Raw genomic sequence first — 26,007 nt, 5'->3', positions numbered from 1 at the left:
GATATGGACGTATATCATGCAATGACATATTTTTTGTATGATAATGTTTTAAAAAAGGAAAGATATAGGAATAACAGTAGTTAGAGAAAGGAACGTATCCATGAAGCACTTTTTAATTGTAATAATTTGTTTTATAGGTGTATTCATATGGATGAACGTTGATGTGGAAATGGGGAAGAAAATGGCTAGTGGATATGAATTAGAAAAAATCCGATCAGGGGATTTTCAAGTATATACGAACGGTGATGAGTTATATAGAAGCTTATTTGAGGATATAAATCGTGCAGAAAAGAATGTATATATTCATTTTTATATTGTAGGTAAAGATGAGGTAAGTAAAGAATTCTTACAGTTATTAGAGAAAAAAGCATCTAGCGGAGTAGATGTGAAATTGTCAGTAGACCGCATTGGCGGATATAAGCTTAAGAAAAAGATAATTAATCAATTAAAAGAAAAAGGCGTGAAGTTTACATTTAGTAAAAAACCTAAATTAAAAAACTTATTTTATTCTTTGCATCAACGTAATCATAGACGCATTGTTACTATAGATGGGAAAGTTTCGTACATTGGTGGCTTCAATATCGGAAAGGAATATCTTGGACAGGATCCTAAATTTGGTCCGTGGCGTGATTATCATGTACGCATCGAAGGGAATGGAGCTACTGATATGGAACGGAAGTTTGCGGAAGATTGGCAAGAAGATACGGGAGAAAAGTTTCCTATACATCAAGAGTTACCTGTACAAGGAAATGTAAAATATCAATACGTATTTTCGAATGGAAAAGGTTTATGGAAGGAGTATGGAGCGTTTTTAAAGAAGGCAAAACATTCTTTAATTATCGCTACACCATATTTTGTACCGAGTAAAGAAATGGTGAAGGGGCTGAAAGATGCATTAAATCGTGGTGTCCATGTAAAAATCCTCGTCCCATTTAAAAGTGATGCAGTATTGCTAAAACAGGCTGCCTATCCTTATCTGAAAGACATGTTAGATGCTGGAGCGGAGATTTATCAATATCGAAATGGATTTTTTCATGGGAAGGTAACAATCATCGATGAGGAAATGGTTGATATTGGTACAGCAAATTTTGATAATAGAAGTTTTTACTTAAATAGCGAATCTAACTGTTTCATATATGATAAGACAGTCGTTGCTGACGTCTGGAGTCGATTAAAAGAAGACTTTCATAAATCAAAACGATTTTCTGAAGAAGATTTTGAGAAAATTAGTAGATGGGATTGGTTTCTAGCAAGAATATCAAATGTTATCGCATCATATTTATAGTATAGAGATGAAATAGGAAGGGAGGCGCTTTAATGGATTGTATGAAAGAATTGATGACATATAGTTACACACTTATATATAAAGTTGGAGAATACACGAGCAAGGTTCGAGATGAAGAATTAAAAGATATTTTGCAGCATCATTTGCCGTATATGTTACAAGCATATAATGAACAAGTGAATTTTCAAGAAGGAGAAAATATACAACATATAACTTGTAAACAAATGTGGCCGGAATTTACTGAAATGGATAGGGAAACAGATAATGAGTATACAGGGGATACTGGGATTGCTATTTGTTATATTACACATTTGAAACGATTAGCATTAAAGTTTGCTCAAGTGGCAGTAGAAGTTGCGAACCCGGAGTTTCGTTCTTTTCTGGAAAATTGTTTTGTGAAAATGAATCGTTATGCTTATAGTGTTTGGCAATATGTTGTGAAGAAGGAATATAAGATTAAACATGTATATGAAAGTGAAAAATTTGCGTGAAAAGCTAAGGTGGAATGAAAGGCGCCTTAGTTTTTTTATGTCTAATTAGAATGGGAGGATTAAGGATTGGCTGTGTTATCCGAAAATTTACAAAAGTTTACTGTATCTTTACTATTTTTAAATCTTCCCTTTAAAAAAAAAGAGTAATATGGGATTGTACATATTCTATCAAAGGGAGGAAACGCAAATGAACAAATGGGTTAAGTCATTAACTGCTATGGCACTTGCAAGTTCTTTATTAATGGTAGGTTGTAGTAAAGATGGGGATAAAAAGAAAGAGGATGACACAACTTCGCAGCAAGATGAAAAGAAAGATAAAGAAACAAGCGGAACAGACAAGTCTTCTGATTCGAAAGAAAAGAAATAAATAATAGAGCTTCCTCACATAAACGAGGAAGCTTTTTTGTTGTATATTTGTATGTATTAGGGAAAAATAGAGAGAAAGAATTGAAGAGGGGATAATATATGAAAGTATGCATATTAGGAGCGACAGGTAGAGTAGGATCACAAATTATGAAATTGGCATTACAAGATTCATATGAAGTAACGGTATTAGTTCGTGATTTGAGTAAAGTGGAAATAGAGCATGAAAGGTTGCAAGTTATTAAGGGAAATGTATTAAGCGGAGATGATATAAAGGAAGCGATTAAAGGATGTGATATTGTAATTAGTGCTCTTGGAACTGATCGGAATGGGACGTTAGAGAAGAGTGTACCGATTATTATAAAGCAAATGGAAGAAGAGGGCATAAAGAAAATTGTTACAATAGGAACTGCTGGTATTTTACAAGCACGAACAAACCCAAGTATATATCGTTTCCAATCAAAAGAATCGAAAAGAAAAATGACAACAGCTGCGGAAGATCATTTAGCTGCTTATGAAGCGCTGAATAATAGTAAACTATGTTGGACTGTTGTTTGTCCGACGCATTTAATAGATGGTGATGTAACCGGTGTATATCGAACTGAACAAGATATGTTGCCAACAGATGGATCGAAAATCACAGTTGGTGATACAGCTCATTTTACATGGAGTTTACGTAATAAAAGCTTATACGAGAAAAGTCGAGTAGGTATTTCATATTAAAAAACCATCCCAAAATAGGGATGGCTAAAAAATGATATAGCATACAAAGATGATAATCATAATGATTTGGAGAATTGCTTTCGCTACTGTACTACTTAAAAAACCGACTACAGTTGCAATTCCGACTAAAAGGGCGTCTTTTGGCGCCTTTTTATGCATTAGTTCCGTAATAAATACAGATAAGAACGGTATGATAATAAGCCCGAATGGTGGGAAGAAGAACGATCCAACAATGATAGAAACCATACCAACACGTTCGCCCGATTTTGTACTACCGTATTTTTTTAGGAAGTATCCATTTGCAATAAAGTCAGCAACGAAAATGAAGAGTGTAAAAATGACTTGAATAATCCAAAAAGATGTCGTTAACTCTCCGCCATTTATTCCAAAATGATAAATGAAATAGCCAGCCCATACGGCAAGGATGCCAGGGATAATGGGGTATATAAAGGCAAGAAATGAAACAATGAAACAAGCAATGATACAAATTGTTAGTAAAACAGTCACTTTATAACTCCTTTGTAGTATCTAATTTATGTACAGCAATCTTTTTAATTTGATGCCCATCAAGTTCTAATGCTTTAAATTGAAAACCATCATATTCAACTGAATAGCCAGCTTCAATATTTAAATCAATTGCTTGAGAGAGAAGCCAACCACCAATTGTATCTAAGTCACTTTCATCGATATGTAGGCCAAACATATCATTTACTTCAGAAATGAGTACTTTCCCATCTAAAACAGTAAGCTTAGGAGTACGCTTTTCAATCATCGGTGATTCGTCTGCGTCAAATTCATCTTGAATTTCGCCGATAATTTCTTCAAGAATATCCTCCATCGTTAAAAGGCCAGCAGTTCCACCGTATTCATCCATAACAATCGCCATTTGTACGCGGTTCTTTTGGAGGTGTATTAACGTTTTACGAATGGGAACTGTTTCAAATACAGTTAAAACAGGATGTATGTAGGCATCAAGTGGTTTGTAAATGCCTTTTGTTTGATTATGAAAAATCTCTTTCGTATTTATCATTCCGATAATATCATCTTTATCCTTTTCAATAATAGGATAACGTGTATACTTTTCAGTTGCAACGATTTTCATATTTTCTTCTAACGTATTTTCAGTAGATAAACAAACCATTTCAGTTCTAGGTACCATAATTTCTTTAGCAACACGATCATCAAATTCAAAAATATTATTTACATATTTATATTCGGTTTGATTAATTTCGCCGCTTTTATAGCTTTCACCTAAAATGAGTCGTAGTTCTTCTTCGGAATGGGCAAGTTCATTTTCTTTCGCAGGCTCTAAACCGAGTAATTTTGTGAAAAATATAGCTGCACTATTGAGAAGCCAAATGAACGGATACATAATTTTATCAAATAAAATAAGCGGTTTTGCAAATTTTAATGTGATTGCTTCAGCTTTTTGGATTGCGAAAGACTTAGGAACTAACTCGCCTAATACAACATGGAAAAAAGTAATCACACTAAAAGCAATAATAAAGGATAACGTGTTAGCCATTGTTCCAGTAATATTGATTTTTTCAAATAGTGGTCGCAGTAAATGTTCCACAGTTGGTTCACCAAGCCAACCAAGTCCTAAAGAGGTGATAGTAATGCCAAGCTGACAAGCGGATAAATAAACGTCTAAGTTAGATAAAACGCTTCTTGCAGCTAATGCTTGTTTATTACCTTCATTAGCAAGCTGGTCAATTCGACTTTTTCGTACTTTTACGACAGCGAATTCTGAAGCAACGAAAAAACCAGAAATAAGGATAAGTATAAAGATGAGAAAAATATTTAATATGTCCAAGTGTGTTCTTTATTCCTAATTTGGAATAAAGATGTCACCTCCTGTAATTATGTTATACTTTTATAATAAATCCAAATGAAAAGATTAGTCAAAGAAAATGGGTAAATAATGGTAGGTTTCTATAGTAGTTTTTTTAATTTGCTGTTATTTTGTCCTCTATATAATAGGAATAACCGTCTACTTTTAATTTAAGTAGACGGTTATTCTATGTTATGGTTTCGAAATACTTCTAGTTAAAGTATACGTGTTTTGTTTAGAGTGGTTTGTTGTCCATAAAGCTTGGAGAAACGATAAGATGCTATATGGAATATAAAGTAGTAATAAACCAATTGTGACAACTATAGGTGCATTTCTACCAAATTGGACGATAAATTGTAATAGTCCGTTTGTATGAAAAATACATTCCATAAAAACGAATGAAAGAATAATGGAACTCAAAATAGATTTATGATTGGAAGTAAGCGCAATAAATAACGTATCAACAAGGAAAGATGAATTTTTTATTTCGTATTCATTAGTAGTATTTAAGAACGGTAGCCATTTTTTAATTGCTTGCATAACGATTATCATAGAAGTGCTACATACGATGATAAAAGAAGAGAAGAAAGGAAACTTTATGAATTTAGATATGTAGAGAAGTGATAATAGGACTGAACATTGTAATATCACAGTGCCAAAAGAATACGGTATCCAGCGAAATAAAGAACTACACTTTTTTAATGAGTTGGGTGCTTTTAAAAATAGATGGCCAATTCCTAGACTTATAAAGAAACCGATTACAAGAGTGAATGTGAAACGAACGATTGATAAAAAATATATTTCCCATATGTAGGGGAACAGTGGTGACGAATGGTTAGAGGTATGTAGTATATTTTGTGTATGTACAAGCTGACTTGCTGAGAAAAGGATAGGCTCATGCATCCAATCAATTGTTGGAATTGAAATGGAAGAAGGCTGTGCTAAATTATGAAAAATGCTTACAAATCCAGTTAAGTAGGAGTAATTATGTGTAATGAATAATGCTGGAAGGGGACTTATGACAAAAATAATCAAAACACCGGCTATAAATTTACATATATGTGAGCGCAATAAGGACATACAATCACCTACTCTTAGAATATTCAGAAAATTCTTATTCTTATTTTAGCTTTTTTCAGAGGAAGTTACAATATATTTTTCTTTACGTATTGGTATATGGATAGTTTTAAATTATTTTTAGAAATTTATTTTATGTGTGGGATATAAAGCAGGAGAGGGTATATAACAGCATCCATACAAAAAACGTGAACAGTTTAGCATTTTCGCGTTTTTTGTATGGGATGAATGAAAAGAAATGTAGGTAAATGTCGAAAGGATTAAATTGATTTTTCAAATTGGAAAGTGATACCATAAAGTTAAACAGTGTTTAAATCATTGTTTAATCGATAAATTCTAGAGGGGGAGATAAGTTGGGGGGAAATGAAAACATATCAACGAAAGAAAAGATTTTAAATACAACCTTGGAGTTAATTAAAAACGAAGGTTTTGAAAGGGTAACGATAAGGAAAATTGCATCATTGTCAGATGTAAATATTGCGCTTGTAAATTACCATTTTGGTTCAAAAGAAAAGTTGATTAGTGAGGCGATTAAAGTTTTGTTAATTAGCTTCCAAGGCACTTTTTCTATTTTAGATGATATTACAGTACCAGCGAAAGAAAGATTAAAAATATTTTTATTTGATTATGTACTAGTAATCCGGCAATATCCTGAGTTAGTCAGGAAGATTATTGCAATGGGAACTACGGTATTTACATCTCAATACGAATATGGAGATTTTTTGAAGAGGCTAGGTTTTAGTAAAGTGAAGAATATTTTGAGCGAAATAACAAATGAAGCGGATCAGGAAATTTTAATGATGATGACAGTGCAAATATTTGGATCCATTTTTCTTCCAGCATTAATGATGCCAATTCTTGAATCAGGGGCAGATATAAGAGTACTGCCTATAGAAAAACAGATTGATTTCCTATTTGAACGCTATTTTTATAAAAATTGAGATAGTGGGTGATAGCGATGGTTAGTTTCTTTAGAAAGCATTGGTATGATATAGGGTTAGTTGTGGCTATTGTTGTCGTTGTTTGTTTAGTCGCGAATTTGGGAGAAATAAGTGAAATAAAAGTACTGTTAGCGTTAAGTTTTGTAGCCATTTTAGTGCATCAATTTGAAGAGTATCGTTGGCCAGGTTATTTCGCTGGTCTGTTCAATGTAGTTATATTTAAAAGTGATATACCAGATCGCTATCCATTAAATACGCAATCTGCTATGGTAATAAATATTTTGATTGCGTATGTTTTTTATTTACTTCCGGTTTTCTTTCAAAATATAATATGGCTTGGGATGGCACCTATTTTAATGGGGTTTTTTCAATTCATATGGCATGGTATTTTTGCGAATATAAAAGCTAAAACAATATACAATCCGGGATTAGGTGCGGTTGTATTACTACATGTTCCGATTGGTTATGCATATATGAGATATGTTCTTTTACACAATCTAGCTACAAATTTGGATTGGATATTAGGGCTGATCTATTTTCTAGTAGCAACCTATTTTTTAATTATAAAAGGAAATATGTTAATGAAAAGTAAGGAGACAAATCATTGTTTTTCTAAAAAGCAATTAGGTCCGTACAATGATGCAGTAAAGTAATCCAGAATTCAGAAGGGATTTTTGATGCTGAAGAGAGTACAAGTGAATGATTCATGAATAAATTATGACGGAAAAATGAATAATTTTCAGAAAAATAAAATAATATATTTATTTTTTTCTGAAAATATAATATAGTTATGGCACAGAAAGTATTTTAACATAAGGAGGCTGTTTATGAGGATTAAAGGAAATTATGTGCCGAAAAGGGAAGTGTTATTTTGCTCAAGTTCAATTACGATAGGGGAAGCACTGGAGCATTTAAATAAAACTGGGTATCGTTGTGTACCAGTTTTAGATGAAAAAAAAGAGAAATACTTAGGGAATATATATAAAGTAGATATTTTAGAATATAAAGGTTCACTTGAAGAGAGTGTAGTACAAATATTAAATGATAAAGAAGGATATGTGAGAGAAGATTCTTCGTTCTTTAAAGTATTTTTTACAATAAAAAAATTACCTTATTTATCAGTAGTTGATGAAAAAGGAGTTTTCCTGGGGATTTTAACGCATAAAAAAGTTTTTGAGTTATTAGAAGATGCATGGGGAGTCCATTCTAGTAAATATTCTGTCATGATTGGAACACAAGATTATAATGGGGCCATTCAAAAATTATCGACAGTGCTAAAGAAATACACTGGTATTCAAAGCTTAATGACTTTTGATAATGATGCTTTATTAGTACGTAGAATAATGTTTACATTGGGAGAAGAGTTTGAAGATAGTGAATTAGAAACATTGCTAAAGGATTTAGAAGATCATGGATTTAGAGTTGTGTATGTTGAAGAGATGAATAATCCACGTGAAGTTGAAACGATAGACTAACAAGTAAAAGCCATCTTATTTTTTGATGGCTTTTACTTTCTTTCGTATAAAAATATTCAAATATAATAAAATGTAAAAATCGTAAATTTCTAAAAAAATTTGTGTAATAAAATAAATAAAGGAGGTATGTGTGGATAATTTTGATTTTCAAAAAATTCTATTTGAAAATATGTTTTTATTTTTCAGCCAAATATGTTACTATATGTGTGATAAAAACAAAGAGGTCTGACAACTAAACTCCACGTTATAACACTCTAATGACTTGAATATTCAAAAAAATCAAAAATTAATAATTAGAGTAAGAATAAGGGGAATGGAGAAATTATGGAGAAAGACATTGCTTTGTAAGGGGCATATTTTATCATCTTGAGCAGAGAGGAGGATGCATAGCATATTGTGAAAAGAGAGATAAACAATGAAAAAGTGCTATGCAAATGAAAAGCATGAAGGGACGTTTAAGGCCAGGTGATACGGTAGCGATTGGTTTAATGTTATTTGCACTATTTTTAGGGGCAGGAAATTTAATTTTCCCGCCAGTTTTAGGTCAACAAGCAGGAGAAAATGTTTGGATTGCTACAATTGGATTCCTTGTAACGGGAGTCGGATTACCCCTATTAGCTGTAACAGCTGTCGCGTTTGTAGAGGGGGACTTGAAAGCGCTATCTTCTAGAGTTCACCCTATATTTGCGTTTATTTTCCCATTGATTAGTTATTTAGCGATTGGACCATTTTTCGCGATTCCGCGTACTGGAGCTGTTTCATTTGAAATGGGTATGAAGCCATTTCTATCAGAGACAATGGTTTCTGAGTGGTACATGCTATTTCTTTTCACTATAGTTTTCTTCGGAATAACGTGGTATTTATCATTAAATCCATCTAAATTAGTGGATTGGTTCGGGAAATTTCTTACACCATTGTTAGTATTGATTGTTGCTGTTATTGTCGGAAAGGCAATTATTGATCCGATTGGAGAACCAGCTGCGCCGCTAGCGGCATACAAAGAAAATGCTTTCTTTGGTGGATTTATTCAAGGATATTTAACGATGGATGCAATTAGCGCACTCGTATTTGGAATTGTCGTTGTACAAGTTATCCGCTCTAAAGGAATAAAAGAGAGTAGTCAAGTTGCAAAAATAACAATTGTATCAGGTATTATTGCTGTACTTGGTTTAACGTTAATCTATTTATCACTTGCTTATCTTGGTTCAACAAGTACATCACTTGGGATCTCAGAGAATGGTGGACTTATTTTAACGAATGTTGTAAATGAGTTATATGGAACAAGTGGTAAAATTTTATTAGGACTTATTATTATACTCGCTTGTTTAACAACTTCTGTTGGATTAACATCTGCTTGTGCGGGCTTCTTTACAAACGTATTCCCAAAACTTTCGCATAAAACGATTGTAACAATGGTATGTGTGTTTAGTTTAATTGTATCTAACTTAGGTTTAACACAATTAATCGCAGTCACTTTACCTGTGTTAATGATTATTTATCCAGTTGCAATTGTATTAATCGTACTTTCATATTTCCATAAATGGATTGGAAAGCGAAATACAATTTATATTGGTGCAATATTAGGTGCATTGTCAATTAGTTTATTTAATGGCTTAGAAAGTGCGAATATTAAAATTGACGCAATTTCTAATGTTCTACAAATGTTACCATTATATAAAGAAGGAATAGGATGGTTAATCCCATCATGTATTGGCGGGATTCTCGGGTTCTTCTTCTATAAATCAAATGAATTAAGTGAATTACAAAAGAAAGGTGCTTAGGCGCCTTTCTTTTTTTAAAAGGGGATTTTTGTATTTTGTCTAAGTAATAATTGGGAGGAATGATAAAATGGCTAGTTTTGAAGATTTTTTGACTTTGGATTTACGAATTGGAACTGTAACACATGCAGAGGAATTTAAAGAAGCGAGAGTGCCAGCGATTAAACTAGAAATTGATTTTGGGGAGCTTGGGGTCAAGCAGTCAAGTGCTCAAATTACGAAGAGATATAATCCAGAAGACTTAATCGGTCAGCAAATTGTTGCTGTTGTAAATTTTCCGCCAAAGCGTGTAGCTGGATTTAAATCGGAAGTGCTTGTATTAGGTGGAGTTCCTGAAGCTGGTGATGTTGTGTTGCTTCAGCCTAATATGGAATTGCCAAATGGAACGAAAATTAGTTAGTGTGAAGGTAGGGGTAAACATGGATATCGGACGAGAATATTTACAATGTGCTATTTCGAATTTCAAGGCAACACAAAAACAAGGAGAACGTGTACTTTCTCAATTATCTTATGAACAAATAATGTGGTCTTCTCATAAAGAGACGAATAGTATTGCGATTATCATTAAGCATTTACATGGTAATATGCGTTCAAGATGGACGGATTTTTTAACGTCTGATGGTGAAAAAGCAGATCGTAATCGAGATGTTGAATTTGAGGGAGGCTACAATTCAAAACAAGAAGCTCTTACTGTGTGGCAAGAAGGATGGGATTATGTTTTTGAAGCTTTGGATAATTTAACGCCAGAGAATGTTCTGCAGAAAGTATACATTCGCGGAGAAGAGCACACTGTCATGCAAGCAATCGAAAGGCAAATTTCTCATTATGCTTTACATATTGGACAAATCATTTACATTGGTAAAATGTTAAAAGAAAATGAATGGGAGTGTTTAAGCATTCCTAGAGGTAAATCTACTAGTTATTTACAGAAAAAACGTTCAACGTAATAATAGGAAAGAAACCGATATAAGATAGGAAGTAAAAAAATAAGCCAAACGATAGATGGCTCCGTGAACATTAAAATGCTGCCAGCAATAAGCCCATGTATAATAAGAAAGAAACCAAAGAGTGTATTTATAGGAATAAAACGTGAGACAAATAATTGCTGATTTTTGAAACAAGTGTTGTGAAATAAATAAAAGCGGAAATGCCATGTAGAGGTAATAAGATCTTTCCTTCTCGTTATTCTTTTTTTACATTTATGACAGATGAACGGTGGTTGCATTTCATTACGCTCCATTTTTTATATTTGTAATAATGTAAGACAAAAGTAAGTATAAAGTGTATGTTCCTATATACGCTCCTGCAATAAGGAAAAATGGATTCAGTAAAATTCCATGAATGCTTGTCATGAAAACTAAATTTTGTATTAAAACATCATATATATTAATAGAAATAATTGTCCCGAGTACATACAGTGCTAAGTATGCGGAAATATGTAGCACAATACGAATTTTAGGATGTAAAGCAAACAAATAAAAAATAAATGATAAGACGATTGGTAATGTTCCTATTAGTAGCTTCAATTCATTTCACCTCATTAACAATATAGCCGGAATTTAAGCGGTCTATTCTCTAGAGCTTGTACATAACTTGAAATAGAGAGGGTGATAGTATGAATCGAGGCTTTTTTTACGTGAAATTAACAAGTGTACGCAAGTTAATTATATTTATTATTACTACGGTATTAGCGACTTTCTTTCTTATTAGTGTAATGGTAACTTCCATGAAAGAGACAAAGTCAACGTATTTATATAATTGGTTAAATGAGTTATCAATGAATGGTTACATGTACGTTATTGGGAAGGAGAATCATTATTTTACACAGGAGTACCGGAATTTGAATCAAGACTTTTCTATTTCTTCATTCCTCTTTTCGATGGCTACGAATATTCGTTTTGATGATGTACGTAGTTTTGTCGGGAAAGAACTTCCGGGATTTGGGAAATATGATACAGAAATCGTTATAGCAGGTGAAGGAACAAATTACTCCAACTTACCGATAGAATCGAGTGTTCCTCTTGAAGAAGTAGTGAAGGAACGGACTGGAGAAGCTGGACAAGTTCCTAAGCCTGATCCGAATAAAGAGAAGAAACAACCATCTCAAACGACGGGAAAAAGACAAGTTGCATTCATTTATCATACACATAGTTGGGAATCTTATTTGCCGTTACTGAACTTAACGAATGACCCAGATCCGAATAAAGCAACGAGTTCTGTAACGAATATTTCAATAGTTGGAGATCGTTTTCGGGAACAACTGGAAAGTGAAGGTATAGGTGCTACTAACGATAAGACTGATGTCGGCCAAAAGTTAATAAGTAAAGGATTAAACAGTAATAGTTCTTATAAACTGTCACGAGAAATTGTACAAGAAGCGATGGCCGGTAATAAAGAACTCCAATATTTTTTCGATTTGCACCGTGATAGTGCACGGAAAAATGTCACGACAAAAACAATTGGAGATAAATCATATGCAAAGCTTGCTTTTGTAATTGGGAAAGGAAATAAAAATTATGAAAAGAACTTACAATTAGCAACAGCTCTTCATGAGGAAATTAATAAGAAATATCCAGGAGTGAGCCGTGGTGTTATTCAAAAAGGCTTCCAAACAGGAAATGGAGTCTATAATCAAGACTTATCAGGACAGGCGATTTTAATTGAAGTTGGTGGCGTAGATAATACAGATGAAGAATTGAATCGATCGATTGATGCTCTTGCTAAGGCATTTGGAGAATATTTTTGGCAAGCTGAAAAAGTGAATGGATAAAGTGGGAATTTAATTAGCCGGAGTGTTCATCCAACTGATTATTAGCCCTCATCAATCAGGATACTCGTTAATATGGGGAAAACGTAAGCAAGAAGCTTACGTTTTTGTTTGTTTGTTCATAATCTATAGGTAGAAATAAATGTCACATTATAGACAAAATTCCCTATTATTATATTGATATCGAAATTTGTCTATTTATAGTAAGAAATTTAAAAAGGAATTTTCGGAATAGTGGAGAAAATCTTTTTACAAGGAAAACTTTTAACTAACAGAATGGGTAGGGGATCAAGGTGATACGAGAGGTTAGAGTAGAAGATGCAGCATCATTTTTACAATTAAGTAAGCAGTTAGACGAAGAAACGAAATTTATGTTATACGAACCAGGGGAAAGAAAAACGACAGTAGAGCAACAAGAAAAGATGGTCCACCGTTTTATAGAAAATGAATATGCAACAATATTTGTAGCAGTTAAAGATGATAGAGTAGTTGGATTTATTTTAGCCAATGGTAATGATGTTCAAAGAAAGAGACATGTGGCAGGCATTGTAATTGGTATTTTGCAAGAGTATAGTGGCCGAGGTATTGGAACGAGTCTGTTTAAAGAAGTAGAGAAGTGGGCAAGATTACATGATGTATGGCGTTTAGAATTAACGGTAATGGCCCACAATACAAGAGCTCAGGCACTATATAGCAAAATTGGATTTGAACAAGAAGGTGTCAAAAAATCTGCTCTTATCATCGATGGAAAAGGTGTCGATGAGTATGAAATGGCCAAATTATTAAAATAAGAGGTCGTTATATGAAAAAAAGATGGGCACTACTTGGTATCGTAGCGATGATACTGATCATTGGAGTAGCAGGAATAAATTATAAGATGTACAAGGATCAAGAGGCGAAGGAAGTAAATGTAAATAATATATTTCCGAAAGCTAAAGAAACGATTGCTAATATGGATGGGGATATCGCAGTCATTAGTAATCCAAATTCGATGCTTGTACTTGTGAATAAAAATAGGCGTTTACCAGATGGGTATAGACCGCCAGATTTAGTTGTTCCGAAAGTACGTTACTCTAGTGAAGGTGATCAAGAGAAGAAAAAGATGAGGAAAGAGGCAGCGGCGGCACTTGAGGAAATGTTTCAGCAAGCCAATAAGGAGCGGATTTTCCTTTTTGCAGTCTCTGGATTTAGATCTTTTGATCGACAAAAAGCATTAAATACGATGTATAAAAGACAAGATGGAGAAGCAAAGACAGCGATGTCTAGTGCAGTCCCTGGTACGAGTGAACATCAAACAGGACTAGCTATGGATATTACATCTCAATCTGCTAAATTTCAGCTAGAAACTGTTTTTGGGGAGACGAAAGAAGGAAAGTGGCTTTCTGAAAATGCCCATAAATTTGGTTTTGTTATTAGATATACGAAAGAGAAAGAAGGGATTACCGGTTATCGTTATGAACCGTGGCATGTACGGTATGTTGGGAATCCGCAAGCTACATATTTATATGAAAACCAACTGACGATTGAAGAAGTAACGCAGTAATGAATTGAGGGGAGTGGGCTAAGATGACGATGTTATATAAGAAAAAGGTACATGCATATATTACGAGAGAAAAAGAAGGGGTTATGCAACTACTCGTTTTTAAACATCGTGATATACGAGAGGCTGGTATCCAAGTGCCAGGCGGGACAGTAGATGAAGGCGAAACGTTAGAGGCAGCAATTTTACGTGAAGTACAAGAAGAGTCAGGACTACGCCATTTTTGTATCGAGCGCTTCCTTTCTGATTACATTATTTATATGAAAGAAAAAAAGGAATATCAAAAACGTCATTTTTTCCATATTTCATTATTAACAGATGTGAAAGATACGTGGGAACATATAGTAAGTGCTGGTGAGGAAGACAAAGGTTTAGTATTTTGTTATGAGTGGGTTGATATTAACAAATGCCCTGAATTAGCAGGTAAACAAGGCGAGTTTTTACATTTGTTAGAAGAGGTATATGTAAAATAATAAAAAGGGTCTGAGGCGATATTGTATTCGTTTCAGACTCTTTTTATTTCTCTGGAAATTAAAGGTTTTTAAACTGGCGAGTTGAATTCCTGTATAGGGATAGTAGTTGTTAATACGAGGAGCGGAGAAAATGAAAAAGTAATAGACATACGTCATATATAAAAGGACTTATAAAAGGAGAATGAAAATGGAAATTCAGTTCAATACCCTACTGCAAAAAGAATTAACAATTCATGATATTCAAAAGGAAATGGAAGCTGGGAAGTTAACTTCAAAAGAACTAGTCATGTATTACCTTCATAGAATCGCAAAGTATGACCAAGATGGACCGAAAATCAATTCTATTTTAGAAATCAATCCAGATGCTATCTTTATTGCAGAAGCGTTAGATTATGAAAGAAAGACAAAAGGTGTAAGAGGTCCATTACATGGTATACCTGTTTTACTTAAGGATAATATTGAAACGAATGACTCGATGCATACAAGTGCTGGTACGATTGCCCTAGAACAAAATATAAGTAGTGAAGATGCATTTCTCGTTACAAAACTTCGAGAAGCAGGATCAATTATAATAGGTAAAACAAATATGACAGAACTAGCAAATGCAATGTCTTTTGAAATGTGGGCTGGATATAGCGCTAGAGGTGGTCAAACAATTAATCCTTACGGTACAGGAAAGGATGATATGTTCGTTGGTGGCTCAAGTACAGGGTCTGCTATAGCAGTTGCCGCTAACTTTACTGTATTATCCGTTGGAACAGAGACAGATGCTTCTATTTTGAGCCCAGCTGTTCAAAACTCGGTTGTAGGTATTAAGCCGACTGTTGGGTTAATTAGTCGTAGTGGAATTATTCCTTTCACTTATTCACAAGATACAGCTGGGCCATTTGCTAGAACAGTAACAGATGCTGCTATTTTACTAGGGAGTCTAACTGGGGTGGATGAGAAGGATGTAGCCACTCATAAAAGTGAAGGCATGGCATATCAAGATTATACATCTTATCTTGATGCTAACGGTTTAAAGGGGGCGAAGATTGGTGTATTTAGCAATGCGCCAAAAGATTATTATGAATCTGGAGAATACGATGAAAAATTGTTTAAGGAAACGATTCAAGTTTTACGTAGTAAGGGAGCGACAATAGTAGAAGATATTGATATTCCATCTTTTCATAGAGAATGGAGCTGGGGAGTTCCGCTTTATGAACTGAAGCATAGCTTAGATAACTATCTTTCTAAATTACCTTCTACTATTCCAGTACATTCTATTTCGGAGTTAATGGAGTTTAATAAAAACATAGCAGAAAGAGCTTTGAAATATGGACAAACTAAGTTAGAAAGAAAAAAAGATTTTCCTAATACGTTAAGAAATCCTGAATATTTAAAGGCAAGATTAGAAGATATATACTTTTCGCAGAAACAAGGTATTGATTTTGCATTGGAAAAATATAATCTTGATGCGATACTGTTCCCTTCTTATATAGGATCTACTATATGTGCGAAAGCAGGTTATCCGTCTATAGCAATGCCTGCGGGATATATGGATAATGGGAGGCCTTTTGGAATTACTCTTGCAAGTGCTGCTTTTAGTGAAGGGGCATTAATTAAACTAGCATATGCTTTTGAACAAGCGACAAAACATAGGAAGATTCCCAACTTGTCATGAATAGAATAAAACAAAAAGGACAGGAATTCCTGTCCTTTTTGTTTTATTGATTAAAGTGAAATATCTTTCTGCTCCGTCTTCTGATATTTTAATAAGTTAAAGGATAAACAAGCAGAACATAAAATAAGAAAAGCGGCGATAATATAAATAGTACGAACGCCGAACATATCAGTAATAATTCCAACGCTAAGCATAGAAAGACCAGAAGCTGTCGAGAGAAGTGCACCATGAGCTGTATACATCTTCGCTAATAAAGAAGGAGTGACGCTTGATTGTAAAACCGTCGTTTGAGAAATATCTCTAATTTGATAACATGGTCCCATTAGAACACAAAGAAATAGAGCAATAAATCCGCTACTTGTCATACCATATAAAAATGTAAGAATACTAAACATAAGAGAGCCTATCGCCATGGAGCGTATTAAATTTTTTTGAATATATGTACTCATTTTCCACGCTAATATCCCGCCAATTAATGTGCCGACGTAATAACTTGTGTTAATATATCCCCACCAATCTTCGCCTTTATGAAGAACAGTCGTTACATATGCCATCGTAATAGCACCGATCCATATCGTCCCTGCGAAAGTTTCAATTAAGTCCATAATTGTAACGATGCGCAGAGATGGGTGTTGAAATAACAGTTTCCATCCTTCTAATAATGCAGTAGTTTTCGAAGAAGTGGGTTCTGCTACTCGTTCAGCTTGTATAGATTGTAATGAAAGGTGTAATGTAATACATCCGAAAATCATCAATATGTTATTAATCATGAGTGTCGAAGTAACGCCAATGAGAAGAACAATTATGCTTGTAAATGAGTATGCAGCGGCTTGTATAATTTGTGTTGAAAAGGAAAAGACACTATTTACTTTTACTAATTTTTCTTGTGGTGTTAAGCGCGGGATAACTGCGTATAGTAGAGGAGCGCTCCAGCCACTACATAATGAAATGAAAATAACAAAAGTTAAAAGAGCAGAAATGTTTGTTGATAGTATAGGAAATAATATCATTAACAATATTAAAAGAGCTGTTTTAATCCATTGTAGAGTATATAGCAATGAATAAGATGGAAACCGATTCATTATAAGTGGTGCAGAGGTGTTCGCGATAAGATTTGTGATAACTTGTAATAATGGAAAAAGAGCAGTAATTGTAGCTGATCTAGTTGTAATATAGATGTGAGTTGTAATAATCATTATGTATACAATGTCAGCGAGAGTAATGCATATTTTGGAGCCCAAATAGTAAGTTAGTGAACGTTTAGGCAATAAGAATACCACCTTTCAAATCAATACTGCTTTTAATTTTAATTTTAATCATTATAATCTGTAAGTTATATTTTTGAAAGAATTAAATTTTTTGTCATTTTTTGAAAGGGATTTTCGTGTATAATGAAGAATATATTAATATAGCATTTTATTAATGCTTGTTGTAACAGCGAATACATATAATAGCTTGTAGCAAACACCCCCTCTATGAGAAAGGGCGGATAAACCATTCTTTTCTTCATATACATATAGAAAATGAGAAAGAAAGTGAGGGTTGCATATGGCTGGATGGGTGATTTGGTTTATAATAGCGGGTATTTTATTTATTGCAGAAATGTTGTCGATTACGTTTTACATGCTTTGGCTTGGAATTGGAGCTGTTGTCGGAGGTCTTATTGCTTTGTTTGCTCCTGATGCACTATTTTTACAAGTTGTTGTTGGGGCGATTGTAAGTTTAACATTGACTTTCTTTACGAAAAGAATTTCTAAAAACTTTCGAGAAGCAAAAGGTTTTACTGATACAGTAGATAAACTTGTTGGTAAAAAGGGAATTGTTATGCAAACGATTACAAGTGAAGTGAACGGTATTGTGAAAGTGGATGGAGATACTTGGACAGCTATTTCGGATACTCCTATTGATGCTGGAGAAAAAATCGTTGTTATACAGAGGCATAGTACTATTTTACAAGTGAAAAGGGAGAGTGAATAAATATGGCAGTAGCATTAACGTTAACGATTATTTTCGCATTGATTGTCGTTGTATTTATTGCATTGACAATTAAAATTATTTCTCAGCAAAAAGTTGGGGTCGTTGAAAGATTTGGTAAATTTCAACGGATTATGCACCCTGGATTAAATATTCTAATCCCAATTGTAGACCGCGTTCGTGTATATCACGATTTACGTATTCAACAAACGAATGTACCACCACAAAAGGTAATAACGAAAGATAATGTACAAGTAGAAATTGATACAATTATTTTCTATCAAATTGTTGAACCAGAGCTTGCGACATATGGTATTTCAAACTATGAATATGGTGTTCGTAATATTACATCTGCAACAATGCGTCAAATTATTGGTAAAATGGAGCTTGATGAAACATTATCAGGTCGTGAAAAAATTTCAACAGAAATTCGTTTAGCACTTGATGAAGCGACAGAAAAATGGGGCGTTCGTATTGAGCGTGTCGAAATAGTCGATATTAATCCACCAAAAGATGTGCAAGTATCAATGGAAAAACAAATGAAAGCAGAACGTAATAAACGTGCGATCATTTTAGAAGCTGAAGCAGCGAAACAAGATAAAGTCCTTCGTGCTGAAGGGGAAAAACAAAGTAAAATTTTAATGGCTGAAGGGGATAAAGAAGCGCGTATTCGTGAAGCGGAAGGTATACGAGAAGCGAAAGAATTAGAAGCGCAAGGGGAAGCGAGAGCGATTGAGGAAATTGCAAAAGCAGAACAAAACCGAATTGAATTACTTCGCGCAGCAGATTTAGATGAGCGCGTACTTGCTTATAAATCATTTGAATCATTGATTGAGGTTGCAAAAGGCCCAGCAAATAAAGTATTTATTCCATCTAATGCAATTGAAACACTTGGTACTCTTGGGGCAATTGGGGAAATCTTTAAAGAGAAACAAACGAAGAAATTACCTTCGTCAGATACAGAAAAAGAACAATAAGAGTGAGGAAGAGAAATGGGATGCCATTTCTCTTTTTTTTGCGTATATTACGAAAGGCTTGTACATATCCATGTATAAAGAAGGTGATACAGTGAAAAAGTATGCAACCCGTATACATGGGAAGAAACTAATCTCGTTACTCTTTCTATATGCACTAGTCATAATTATTATTGCGTCGATTTTGACGTCGCTTTTACATACAATGAAATCGAATTACGCGAATCAATGGTTTGGAAAAGTATCGATGCAAGGTTTTGTTCAAATGATAGAAAGTGAGAATCGCTATTACGGATTTGATTATTTTAAGCAGAATAAAAGGGAGTCATTTGGAAATTTAATGTTCTCGATGGCGACGGATTTGAAAATTAAAGATTTAAGAACGTTTGTCGGTAAAGAAGTGCCTGGTATGTCAAAGTATTACTCTAACATTATCGTAGCTGGGGAAGGGACAAACTTTACGAATATCCCAAATGAATCTAGTGTACCGATTGAAGAAGTAACGAAAGAGCGAGAAGTAGCAAAAGATAAAGTTACAGAAGCTGAAAAGAATAATCCGGTTCAGAAAAAGAACGGAGCGAAAAAAGGTGAAAGTGCAGTATATATTTATCATACACATAGCTGGGAATCTTTCTTTCCGTTATTACCAGGGGCTACCGATCCATCAAGTCCAGATGTAAATGTGTCCTTACTAGGGAAACGTATGAAAGAACAACTTGAAGGACAAGGAATTCCGGTAGTTCATGATAAAACGAATATGGGGGATTTATTAGCGAGTAAAAAATGGAAATGGCCGCAATCATATAAAGCGTCTCATGAATATGTAAAAGAAACATTAGCACAAAATAATAAAATTGCGTTTCCGATTGATATACACCGTGATGATCAGCGGAAGAAGGTAACAACAAAAGTAATTAACGGGAAATCGTATGCAAGATTATATTTTATAATTGGGATGGAAAATGAAGGGCGTGCTGAAAATGAAAAAATTGCAAGAGCAATCAATAGTTATTTAGATGAAAACTATTACGGATTAAGTAGAGGGATTTTTCCGAAGTATAAAAAAGATGGAAATGGTGTTTATAATCAAGATTTATCTAAAAACGCAATGTTAATTGAAGTTGGTGGTGTTGATAATACATTGGATGAATTATATAACACGATTGATGTATTAACAGAAGCATTGAGTAAGTATTATTGGAACGATGCAGAGAAAGTAAATGGGTGAGGAACGGGAGACCGTTCTTTTTTGTTATGGAAAGGTAAGAATGTGATATAATGGAATCTTGTGAATATTAAATGAGGGAGCAGGGGAAATATGCAAATAATATTAATACGCCACGGTGAATCAGAAGCTGATATTTTAAATGTACATGAAGGGCGAGCTGACTTTGAATTAACAGAAAAGGGAAGACAGCAAGTGCAAAGGCTTGTACAGAAAGTGAAAGCAGATTTCCCGCCAGATTTCATTTGGGCAAGCACATTAAAACGTGCTCGCGAAACTGGTGAAACATTAGCAGAAGGAATTGGGTGCCCAATTCAACTAGAAGAGGAATTAATGGAGTTCAATAATGGAGTGCAAGCAGGTTTATCATTTGAAGAGGCGAAAAAATATCCAGAGCCAAAGTTTCTTCATGATCGTTTTGAAAACGGGGAATCATTTATTGAATTTAGAATGAGAATAGAAGGAATCTTTTCTAAAATCGTGACAGAGAATACATATGACCGAATTGCAATTGTTGCACATGGTGGTGTAATGAATAGTATATTACGTGCATTTTTCAAAATGCCAATCTCAATGGACTATTACTTTAAAATAGGAGATACGGGAATAAGCTTAATTGAAATTGATGGTGAACAAAAAACGGTACATTTCATTAATGATACGAATCATTTGGACGGGATGTAAAGACCTATGTACAAAGTAGTGTTTTTTGATGTTGATGGTACTCTTTTAAGTGAGATTGACAGAAGTATGCACGAAAGTACAAAAGAAGCGATACAAAGATTAATAGATAAAGGAATACAAGTAGTTGTTACAACAGGGAGACCATATAGCTTATGCTCACAATTTGAGGGACTAGGCATAAATACGTTTATTTCTGCAAATGGTGCACATATAAAATGTGCTGATGAAGTTATACATAAATCGGTACTTTCAAGAGGAATTGTTCATGATATTTCAAATTTCGCTGAATTACATGGTCACAGTGTTTCTTATTTTACAGAGGAATTTGTAATGAATGGTATTGCCTCAAAAGACGAACGTGTAATACGAGCATTAAATGAAACGTTAAATTTAGAGCGGTATCCTGACAAAGTTAGAAACTTATCAGAAGAGATTTATTGTGTATGTCTGTATGCTGATGAAACAGAAGCTCAAAAATTCTTTGAAAGATATCCAGCACTTAAGTTTGAACGTTTTCATGGTTACGTTATGAATGTGTTGGAAGATAGTAAAGTATCGAAGCTAACTGCAATTCAAAAGGTATTGGAACATCTGAAAATTTGTAAATCAGAAGCAATTGCTTTTGGTGACGGTGGAAATGATATTGAGATGTTACAGTATGTAGGACTAGGAATTGCGATGGAGAATGGTGGAGAAGAGTTAAAAACAAGAGCTGATTTCGTTACAAAGAAGGCGAGTGAAGGTGGTATTTTATTTGCCTTAAAGAAGTTTAATGTCGTCTAACATACCTTTATTGAAATAAAGGTATGTTAGGATCTTTAATGTGCTCACATAATAAAATATGAATTTGCCCGCGATGATGATAAAAATGTGCAACGATTTCAAGTAACCATTCGAATCGAGAGTAAGAAATACCCCAATAAGCAGTCATAATTTCCGCTAATTCTTCATTGGAATAGGATAAAAAAGTTTTAGAAAGTAAATCGTACCCTTGTATCATCGTTTGCTGTATTTGAGTAATTGTTTCTGGTGTTTGTTCTATATAAAAGGTATGTAAGTCTTTTTTCGTAATACCCTTTAATATGAGTAAATCAGCATGGAAAATAAGGGAAAGATGTGTGCACATTTCAAATAATGACCGCTTTGATTCAATCGGCTTTATTTTCAGATCACTTTCAGTATACTGGCTCAGTATTTGAATGGAAGTATCGATAGCAATTTTAACTTGATTCAATGCAGATGGAACAAACATTGTAATTATTCTCACCTCCGTATATAATAGTTTCTTAAGGGTATTATATCATACTCAAAATTCCGAAAATTCTAGTAGTTTGACTAGCATAGTGAAAAGTATTATATTGTAAAAGGTCATATGAAACGTGAAATAGAATGGAATGTAATTATTGAGTTAGGAGTTAGACCAATGAGCTTGAAATATGGAAGAGATACAATTGTTGAAGTTGACTTAAATGCTGTAAAACATAATGTAAAAGAATTTAAAAAACGTGTGAATGATGAAAATATTGCGATGATGGCTGCTGTAAAAGCGAATGGGTATGGTCATGGGGCAGTTGAAGTTGCGAAATCGGCTATTGAAGCAGGAATAAACCAACTTGCAGTTGCATTTGTAGATGAAGCAATTGAATTAAGAGAAGCTGGAATTACTGTACCTATTTTAATTTTAGGATATACACCAGTAGCAGCTGTAGAAGATGTAATTCAATACGACGTTATGATGACTGTTTATAGAGTAGAAGATTTACAAGGTATAGATGAAGTTGCAAACCATCTTCAAAAGAAAGTGCGAATTCATGTGAAAATTGATACAGGAATGAGCCGTATTGGTTTACAGGAAGAAGAAGTTAAACCGTTTTTTGAAGAGTTAAAACGTATGCGATATGTAGAAGTAGTAGGGATGTTTACACATTACTCTACCGCTGATGAAATAGATAAAACTTATACAAATATGCAAACAAGTTTGTTTGAGAAAGCTGTAAATACAGCGGGAGAATTAGGAATTCATTTTCCATATATTCATAGTTCAAACAGTGCAGGATCAATGGAACTTAGTAACACATTTCAAAATATGGTTCGTGTCGGTATTGGAATTTACGGTATGTATCCTTCAAGAGAAGTGGATCATACAGTTGCTTCCTTACAGCCAGCGTTGTCTTTAAAATCAAAAGTAGCTCATGTTAAACATGCGAAGAAAAATCGTGGTGTTAGCTATGGGAATACTTATGTAACAACGGGCGAAGAATGGATTGCAACTGTACCGATTGGTTATGCTGATGGTTATAATCGTCAGCTATCTAATAAAGGGCATGCACTAATAAACGGAGTACGAGTACCTGTAATTGGCCGTGTTTGTATGGATCAGCTTATGCTAGATGTTACAAATGCAATGCCAGTACAAGTAGGAGACGAAGTTGTATTCTACGGCAAACAAGGTGAAGAAGAGATTGCGGTGGAAGAAATAGCAGATATGTTAGGTACAATTAATTATGAAGTTACATGCATGTTGGATAGAAGAATTCCACGTGTTTATAAAAAAAATGATGAAACGACTGCGGTTGTAAATATATTAAGAAAAAAATAAGAAAAAACTGAATCGATATGATTCAGTTTTTTTATTTTTGACAAATGAAAAATGTTCTATTTATACCGTGTAGTTGTATATTGTTACATCCTACAGATTTTAAAGAGGTAATAATTTCGTCTCTAAAATAACATGCTTCCTCGATAGAAAAGTCACTCCTATTCCAACAATCTATAATAATCATACTTTGTCATAATTTCAAAACCACATTGTGTATATAGTTTTAAAGCATTGTTATTTTTCGTTTCGACGTCTAGTTCAATTGTTGAAACTCCTTCTGTAATAAGTGTACGTACCATATAACTAAGAATATCTTTACCATATCCTTTACCTTGATAAGAAGGATGAACGGCGAATCCTGATAGTGTAGTAGATTGCTCTTGCTCAGTAACTGTAATCGTTCCTATCACTTTTTCATCGATAAGAGCACTGTAAACTTGATGGGAAGATGAATTCATCATCTTTTGTAACCATGTGGATGTATTTGCTGCCGAATCTCCAAAAGCTTCACTAGCGATTTCTATAAGATCAGGAAGTAATTCAGAAGATGCAACGGTAAGATTAATATTATTTTTCAATGTTTTTTGTGCTTCGTTTGTTTTGAACTTCATACCGTATTCACTGTATAAATAAGGAAAGTTCATTTGTTTTGCAAATGATTTCCCCGAAATAGAGTCACCATTAATTATAAGAAGGGCTTCATCTGCCTCTCTTTTTTGTATTTCTTTCATTGCGGTTTGTAAAAGAGTAGTGCCTATATGTTGTTTCCTATAGTTCGGATGAACAAACCCTATTAACTCCAGTTTTGTTGGTCTCTCAAAGTCATACATACTTAATGCACCGATTAATTGAGTATCATCATAAAATAGAAAATCATTTACCACTTCTATATTACGGGCAGTTAAAAAGTTTATATGTAAATCTGACGAGTAATCAATTTGATCGTGTTGTCCGCAAATATGAGATAAATCTTTCATTTGCTGAATTTCGTTTTCTGTTAAAGATTTCTTTTGTTCAATATTCATTTCATAATCCCTCTCATTCGTATTTAAAAATAGGATGGATGAACTTAGCCACTTGTCTAACTCCACACTGCCCTGAACAGATAATAACCGGTACAAATATCGATAGGGATGTCTACATTCTTCAAGACGAGGAATGGGCATAATGGTTTCGTAACCTTGTTTAAAAGCATGAGCCTCTTTTTCTGTAAATACATATTCTAATCCAATAAAATCAAACTCTCGAGGAGCAACCGCATAAGCTTCTGTATCTACTAAACCAGTAATAGATTGACCATCTGATAAAAACTGAGTAGGATCCATATCAATTAAAACAAGTGTAGATTCCTTCGGTGACGGCAAGGAAGAGAGCTGTGACTCAAAAGTATGGAATGCGTTTTGGATGCTCGCGTTATCGGAATAGAACTTATTTACAAGATCTTTACTGACTTTTAATATGTGAGACTTAAATTCTTCTAGTGGAATGTGGAAAGTATTTGATGGGTTTCCTATAAACTCTGCTTGAAACGAATGAATTTCTGCTAGTCCTTTTCCAAGGCTGAATAAAATAGAATCAGGTTGTTCGATAAATGATTGCAGCGTATTTCCGGTTAGTTTTCCGACGATTACATACTCTCGCTCATTTAAAACATGTTTTTGCAAAATAGTCGGGATGGGTAAGGTAGTATGCTTTTTCAATAATGCGTGTATTGTTTCTAAATGATGTACATGCCTTGGATCAATTCCAAAAAGATTTTTACATCCCCACCAAAAATCATTGTTGGGCTCTTCAGTCATTTTTGAGGAACGAACAATAACTTCTTCAGCTTCTGTTTTAACAAGAAACACGTCGCTTGCATGGTCTACATAGCCTGGGTGTAAAGTTTGAACAGATAAAATAGGTGAAGTGAATAGTTGTTGTAGCATGAAAGGTCCCGTTATTCTGTAAATTCTATAAATTCATTATATAACAAAATATGTACCAAGTGGATAATGATGGGGACAACATAGAACTTAAATAAATTTATGGTGAGAAATCAGTGTGAAAATTATATTTTTCTAGTTTTGTATGAATTATCAAAATAATGTTTCTGACGATAAATCTGTAAAAATTCCTGAATATAAATCCCGTATTTTTCA

At 33.9% G+C, this 26,007-nt stretch carries 29 protein-coding genes and 2 pseudogenes; 21 read left to right on the top strand and 10 right to left on the bottom strand.

Translation table 11 applies throughout. From position 1 onward, the window contains the following. Positions 1-100 precede the first annotated feature (100 nt). From cls to MR155_RS05675, 4 genes are all read left to right on the top strand, one after another. Positions 101-1,285 (top strand): cardiolipin synthase, encoded by a 1,185-nt coding sequence (gene cls / locus MR155_RS05690; protein WP_113938289.1) that lies wholly within the window; start codon positions 101-103, stop codon positions 1,283-1,285. A 32-nt stretch (positions 1,286-1,317) separates the two neighbouring features. Continuing rightward, entirely contained in the window at positions 1,318-1,776 is a 459-nt protein-coding gene (locus tag MR155_RS05685) for a spore coat protein (protein ID WP_113938290.1), read from the top strand. Positions 1,777-1,963: 187 nt separating this feature from the next. Then, entirely contained in the window at positions 1,964-2,143 is a 180-nt protein-coding gene (locus MR155_RS05680; RefSeq protein ID WP_002065008.1) for a hypothetical protein, read from the top strand. Positions 2,144-2,241: 98 nt separating this feature from the next. Then, positions 2,242-2,862 carry an NAD(P)-dependent oxidoreductase gene (locus tag MR155_RS05675; protein WP_219302077.1) on the top strand — a complete coding sequence of 207 codons (621 nt, stop codon included), beginning with the start codon at positions 2,242-2,244 and terminating at the stop codon, positions 2,860-2,862. A 24-nt stretch (positions 2,863-2,886) separates the two neighbouring features. Here MR155_RS05675 and MR155_RS05670 read toward each other — a convergent pair whose 3' ends face one another. From MR155_RS05670 to MR155_RS05660, 3 genes are all read right to left on the bottom strand, one after another. After that, the gene (locus tag MR155_RS05670) at positions 2,887-3,369 is read right to left on the bottom strand and encodes a DUF456 domain-containing protein (RefSeq protein ID WP_000217328.1); all 483 of its coding nucleotides are present in this window, start codon (positions 3,367-3,369) and stop codon (positions 2,887-2,889) included. A gap of 1 nt (position 3,370) precedes the next feature. Then, on the bottom strand, positions 3,371-4,678 hold the full coding sequence (locus MR155_RS05665; protein ID WP_113938292.1) for a hemolysin family protein: 1,308 nt from the start codon (positions 4,676-4,678) through the stop codon (positions 3,371-3,373). A gap of 210 nt (positions 4,679-4,888) precedes the next feature. Further along, positions 4,889-5,776, bottom strand: coding sequence for a hypothetical protein (locus tag MR155_RS05660; protein WP_113938293.1), 888 nt, complete (start codon positions 5,774-5,776; stop codon positions 4,889-4,891). Positions 5,777-6,126: 350 nt separating this feature from the next. On the opposite strand from MR155_RS05660, the gene MR155_RS05655 reads away from it, so the two are divergent. The 6 genes from MR155_RS05655 to MR155_RS05630 all read left to right on the top strand — a co-directional run bounded on the left by MR155_RS05655 (position 6,127) and on the right by MR155_RS05630 (position 10,914). Next, the gene (locus tag MR155_RS05655) at positions 6,127-6,714 is read left to right on the top strand and encodes a TetR/AcrR family transcriptional regulator (protein ID WP_002012456.1); all 588 of its coding nucleotides are present in this window, start codon (positions 6,127-6,129) and stop codon (positions 6,712-6,714) included. Between the two features lie 8 nt (positions 6,715-6,722). Next, positions 6,723-7,367, top strand: a complete 645-nt coding sequence (locus MR155_RS05650; protein ID WP_113938294.1) for an HXXEE domain-containing protein — start codon at positions 6,723-6,725, stop codon at positions 7,365-7,367. 174 nt (positions 7,368-7,541) lie between these two features. Continuing rightward, positions 7,542-8,189, top strand: a complete 648-nt coding sequence (gene cbpA / locus MR155_RS05645; protein WP_002012458.1) for a cyclic di-AMP binding protein CbpA — start codon at positions 7,542-7,544, stop codon at positions 8,187-8,189. 443 nt (positions 8,190-8,632) lie between these two features. Beyond that, complete coding sequence (gene brnQ4 / locus MR155_RS05640) at positions 8,633-9,970, top strand: branched-chain amino acid transport system II carrier protein BrnQ4 (protein ID WP_396027162.1); 1,338 nt, start codon at positions 8,633-8,635, stop codon at positions 9,968-9,970. A 67-nt stretch (positions 9,971-10,037) separates the two neighbouring features. Continuing rightward, the gene (csaA, locus tag MR155_RS05635; protein WP_113938296.1) at positions 10,038-10,367 is read left to right on the top strand and encodes a chaperone CsaA; all 330 of its coding nucleotides are present in this window, start codon (positions 10,038-10,040) and stop codon (positions 10,365-10,367) included. Continuing rightward, positions 10,348-10,914 carry a DUF1572 domain-containing protein gene (locus tag MR155_RS05630; RefSeq protein ID WP_113938297.1) on the top strand — a complete coding sequence of 189 codons (567 nt, stop codon included), beginning with the start codon at positions 10,348-10,350 and terminating at the stop codon, positions 10,912-10,914. Before csaA ends, MR155_RS05630 begins: the two co-directional genes overlap by 20 nt. Here the strand turns inward: MR155_RS05630 and MR155_RS05625 are convergent. Both MR155_RS05625 and MR155_RS05620 read right to left on the bottom strand, forming a co-directional pair. After that, positions 10,887-11,192, bottom strand: coding sequence for a permease (locus MR155_RS05625; RefSeq protein WP_113938298.1), 306 nt, complete (start codon positions 11,190-11,192; stop codon positions 10,887-10,889). The genes MR155_RS05630 and MR155_RS05625 overlap by 28 nt on opposite strands. A 4-nt stretch (positions 11,193-11,196) precedes the next feature. Further along, complete coding sequence (locus MR155_RS05620; RefSeq protein ID WP_002012463.1) at positions 11,197-11,493, bottom strand: hypothetical protein; 297 nt, start codon at positions 11,491-11,493, stop codon at positions 11,197-11,199. Positions 11,494-11,582: 89 nt separating this feature from the next. Between MR155_RS05620 and spoIIP (MR155_RS05615) the strand changes: the two genes are divergently transcribed. The 5 genes from spoIIP (MR155_RS05615) (at position 11,583) to MR155_RS05595 (ending at position 16,410) form a co-directional block, all read left to right on the top strand. Beyond that, positions 11,583-12,737 carry a stage II sporulation protein SpoIIP gene (gene spoIIP / locus MR155_RS05615; RefSeq protein WP_219302080.1) on the top strand — a complete coding sequence of 385 codons (1,155 nt, stop codon included), beginning with the start codon at positions 11,583-11,585 and terminating at the stop codon, positions 12,735-12,737. A gap of 290 nt (positions 12,738-13,027) precedes the next feature. Then, a complete protein-coding gene (locus tag MR155_RS05610) occupies positions 13,028-13,525 on the top strand; it encodes a GNAT family N-acetyltransferase (RefSeq protein WP_242308611.1) in 498 nt (165 codons plus the stop codon). An 11-nt stretch (positions 13,526-13,536) separates the two neighbouring features. Further along, entirely contained in the window at positions 13,537-14,277 is a 741-nt protein-coding gene (locus MR155_RS05605) for a M15 family metallopeptidase (RefSeq protein WP_219302082.1), read from the top strand. A 23-nt stretch (positions 14,278-14,300) separates the two neighbouring features. Beyond that, positions 14,301-14,747, top strand: a complete 447-nt coding sequence (locus tag MR155_RS05600) for an NUDIX hydrolase (protein WP_002127013.1) — start codon at positions 14,301-14,303, stop codon at positions 14,745-14,747. A gap of 187 nt (positions 14,748-14,934) precedes the next feature. Then, positions 14,935-16,410 carry an amidase family protein gene (locus tag MR155_RS05595; protein ID WP_201067013.1) on the top strand — a complete coding sequence of 492 codons (1,476 nt, stop codon included), beginning with the start codon at positions 14,935-14,937 and terminating at the stop codon, positions 16,408-16,410. 50 nt (positions 16,411-16,460) lie between these two features. Here MR155_RS05595 and MR155_RS05590 read toward each other — a convergent pair whose 3' ends face one another. After that, on the bottom strand, positions 16,461-17,678 hold the full coding sequence (locus MR155_RS05590) for an MFS transporter (RefSeq protein ID WP_219302083.1): 1,218 nt from the start codon (positions 17,676-17,678) through the stop codon (positions 16,461-16,463). A gap of 280 nt (positions 17,679-17,958) precedes the next feature. Between MR155_RS05590 and MR155_RS05585 the strand changes: the two genes are divergently transcribed. The 5 genes from MR155_RS05585 to MR155_RS05565 all read left to right on the top strand — a co-directional run bounded on the left by MR155_RS05585 (position 17,959) and on the right by MR155_RS05565 (position 22,050). Beyond that, on the top strand, positions 17,959-18,387 hold the full coding sequence (locus MR155_RS05585) for an NfeD family protein (RefSeq protein ID WP_219302084.1): 429 nt from the start codon (positions 17,959-17,961) through the stop codon (positions 18,385-18,387). Positions 18,388-18,389: 2 nt separating this feature from the next. Then, positions 18,390-19,361 (top strand): SPFH domain-containing protein, encoded by a 972-nt coding sequence (locus MR155_RS05580; protein WP_002012471.1) that lies wholly within the window; start codon positions 18,390-18,392, stop codon positions 19,359-19,361. A gap of 91 nt (positions 19,362-19,452) precedes the next feature. After that, positions 19,453-20,586: a stage II sporulation protein P gene (gene spoIIP, locus MR155_RS05575; protein WP_307896995.1), complete on the top strand. Its 1,134-nt coding sequence runs from the start codon at positions 19,453-19,455 to the stop codon at positions 20,584-20,586. A gap of 90 nt (positions 20,587-20,676) precedes the next feature. Next, the gene (locus MR155_RS05570) at positions 20,677-21,267 is read left to right on the top strand and encodes a histidine phosphatase family protein (RefSeq protein WP_113938535.1); all 591 of its coding nucleotides are present in this window, start codon (positions 20,677-20,679) and stop codon (positions 21,265-21,267) included. Positions 21,268-21,273: 6 nt separating this feature from the next. After that, complete coding sequence (locus tag MR155_RS05565; RefSeq protein ID WP_242308609.1) at positions 21,274-22,050, top strand: Cof-type HAD-IIB family hydrolase; 777 nt, start codon at positions 21,274-21,276, stop codon at positions 22,048-22,050. A 7-nt stretch (positions 22,051-22,057) separates the two neighbouring features. Here MR155_RS05565 and MR155_RS05560 read toward each other — a convergent pair whose 3' ends face one another. Continuing rightward, positions 22,058-22,519 carry a DinB family protein gene (locus MR155_RS05560; RefSeq protein WP_242308599.1) on the bottom strand — a complete coding sequence of 154 codons (462 nt, stop codon included), beginning with the start codon at positions 22,517-22,519 and terminating at the stop codon, positions 22,058-22,060. A 171-nt stretch (positions 22,520-22,690) separates the two neighbouring features. Here MR155_RS05560 and alr point away from each other — a divergent pair, with 171 nt between their 5' ends. Beyond that, positions 22,691-23,866 carry an alanine racemase gene (gene alr, locus MR155_RS05555; protein ID WP_219302088.1) on the top strand — a complete coding sequence of 392 codons (1,176 nt, stop codon included), beginning with the start codon at positions 22,691-22,693 and terminating at the stop codon, positions 23,864-23,866. 31 nt (positions 23,867-23,897) lie between these two features. On the opposite strand, the pseudogene MR155_RS32215 reads toward alr, so the two are convergent. The 3 genes and pseudogenes from MR155_RS32215 to MR155_RS05545 all read right to left on the bottom strand — a co-directional run. Then, positions 23,898-24,032 (bottom strand): annotated as a pseudogene (locus MR155_RS32215) (class I SAM-dependent methyltransferase); the annotation flags it as partial. Next, positions 24,025-24,891, bottom strand: a complete 867-nt coding sequence (locus MR155_RS05550) for a GNAT family N-acetyltransferase (RefSeq protein WP_113938539.1) — start codon at positions 24,889-24,891, stop codon at positions 24,025-24,027. The pseudogene MR155_RS32215 and the gene MR155_RS05550, both read right to left, overlap by 8 nt. 23 nt (positions 24,892-24,914) lie before the next feature. Then, positions 24,915-25,794: pseudogene (locus tag MR155_RS05545) on the bottom strand (phosphotransferase). Between the last annotated feature and the right edge of the window lie 213 nt (positions 25,795-26,007).

The organism is Bacillus cereus group sp. BfR-BA-01331, from assembly GCF_022663915.1.
Classification (GTDB): Bacteria; Bacillota; Bacilli; order Bacillales; family Bacillaceae_G; genus Bacillus_A; species Bacillus_A mycoides.
This window is presented reverse-complemented; position numbering and strand designations above follow the sequence as displayed.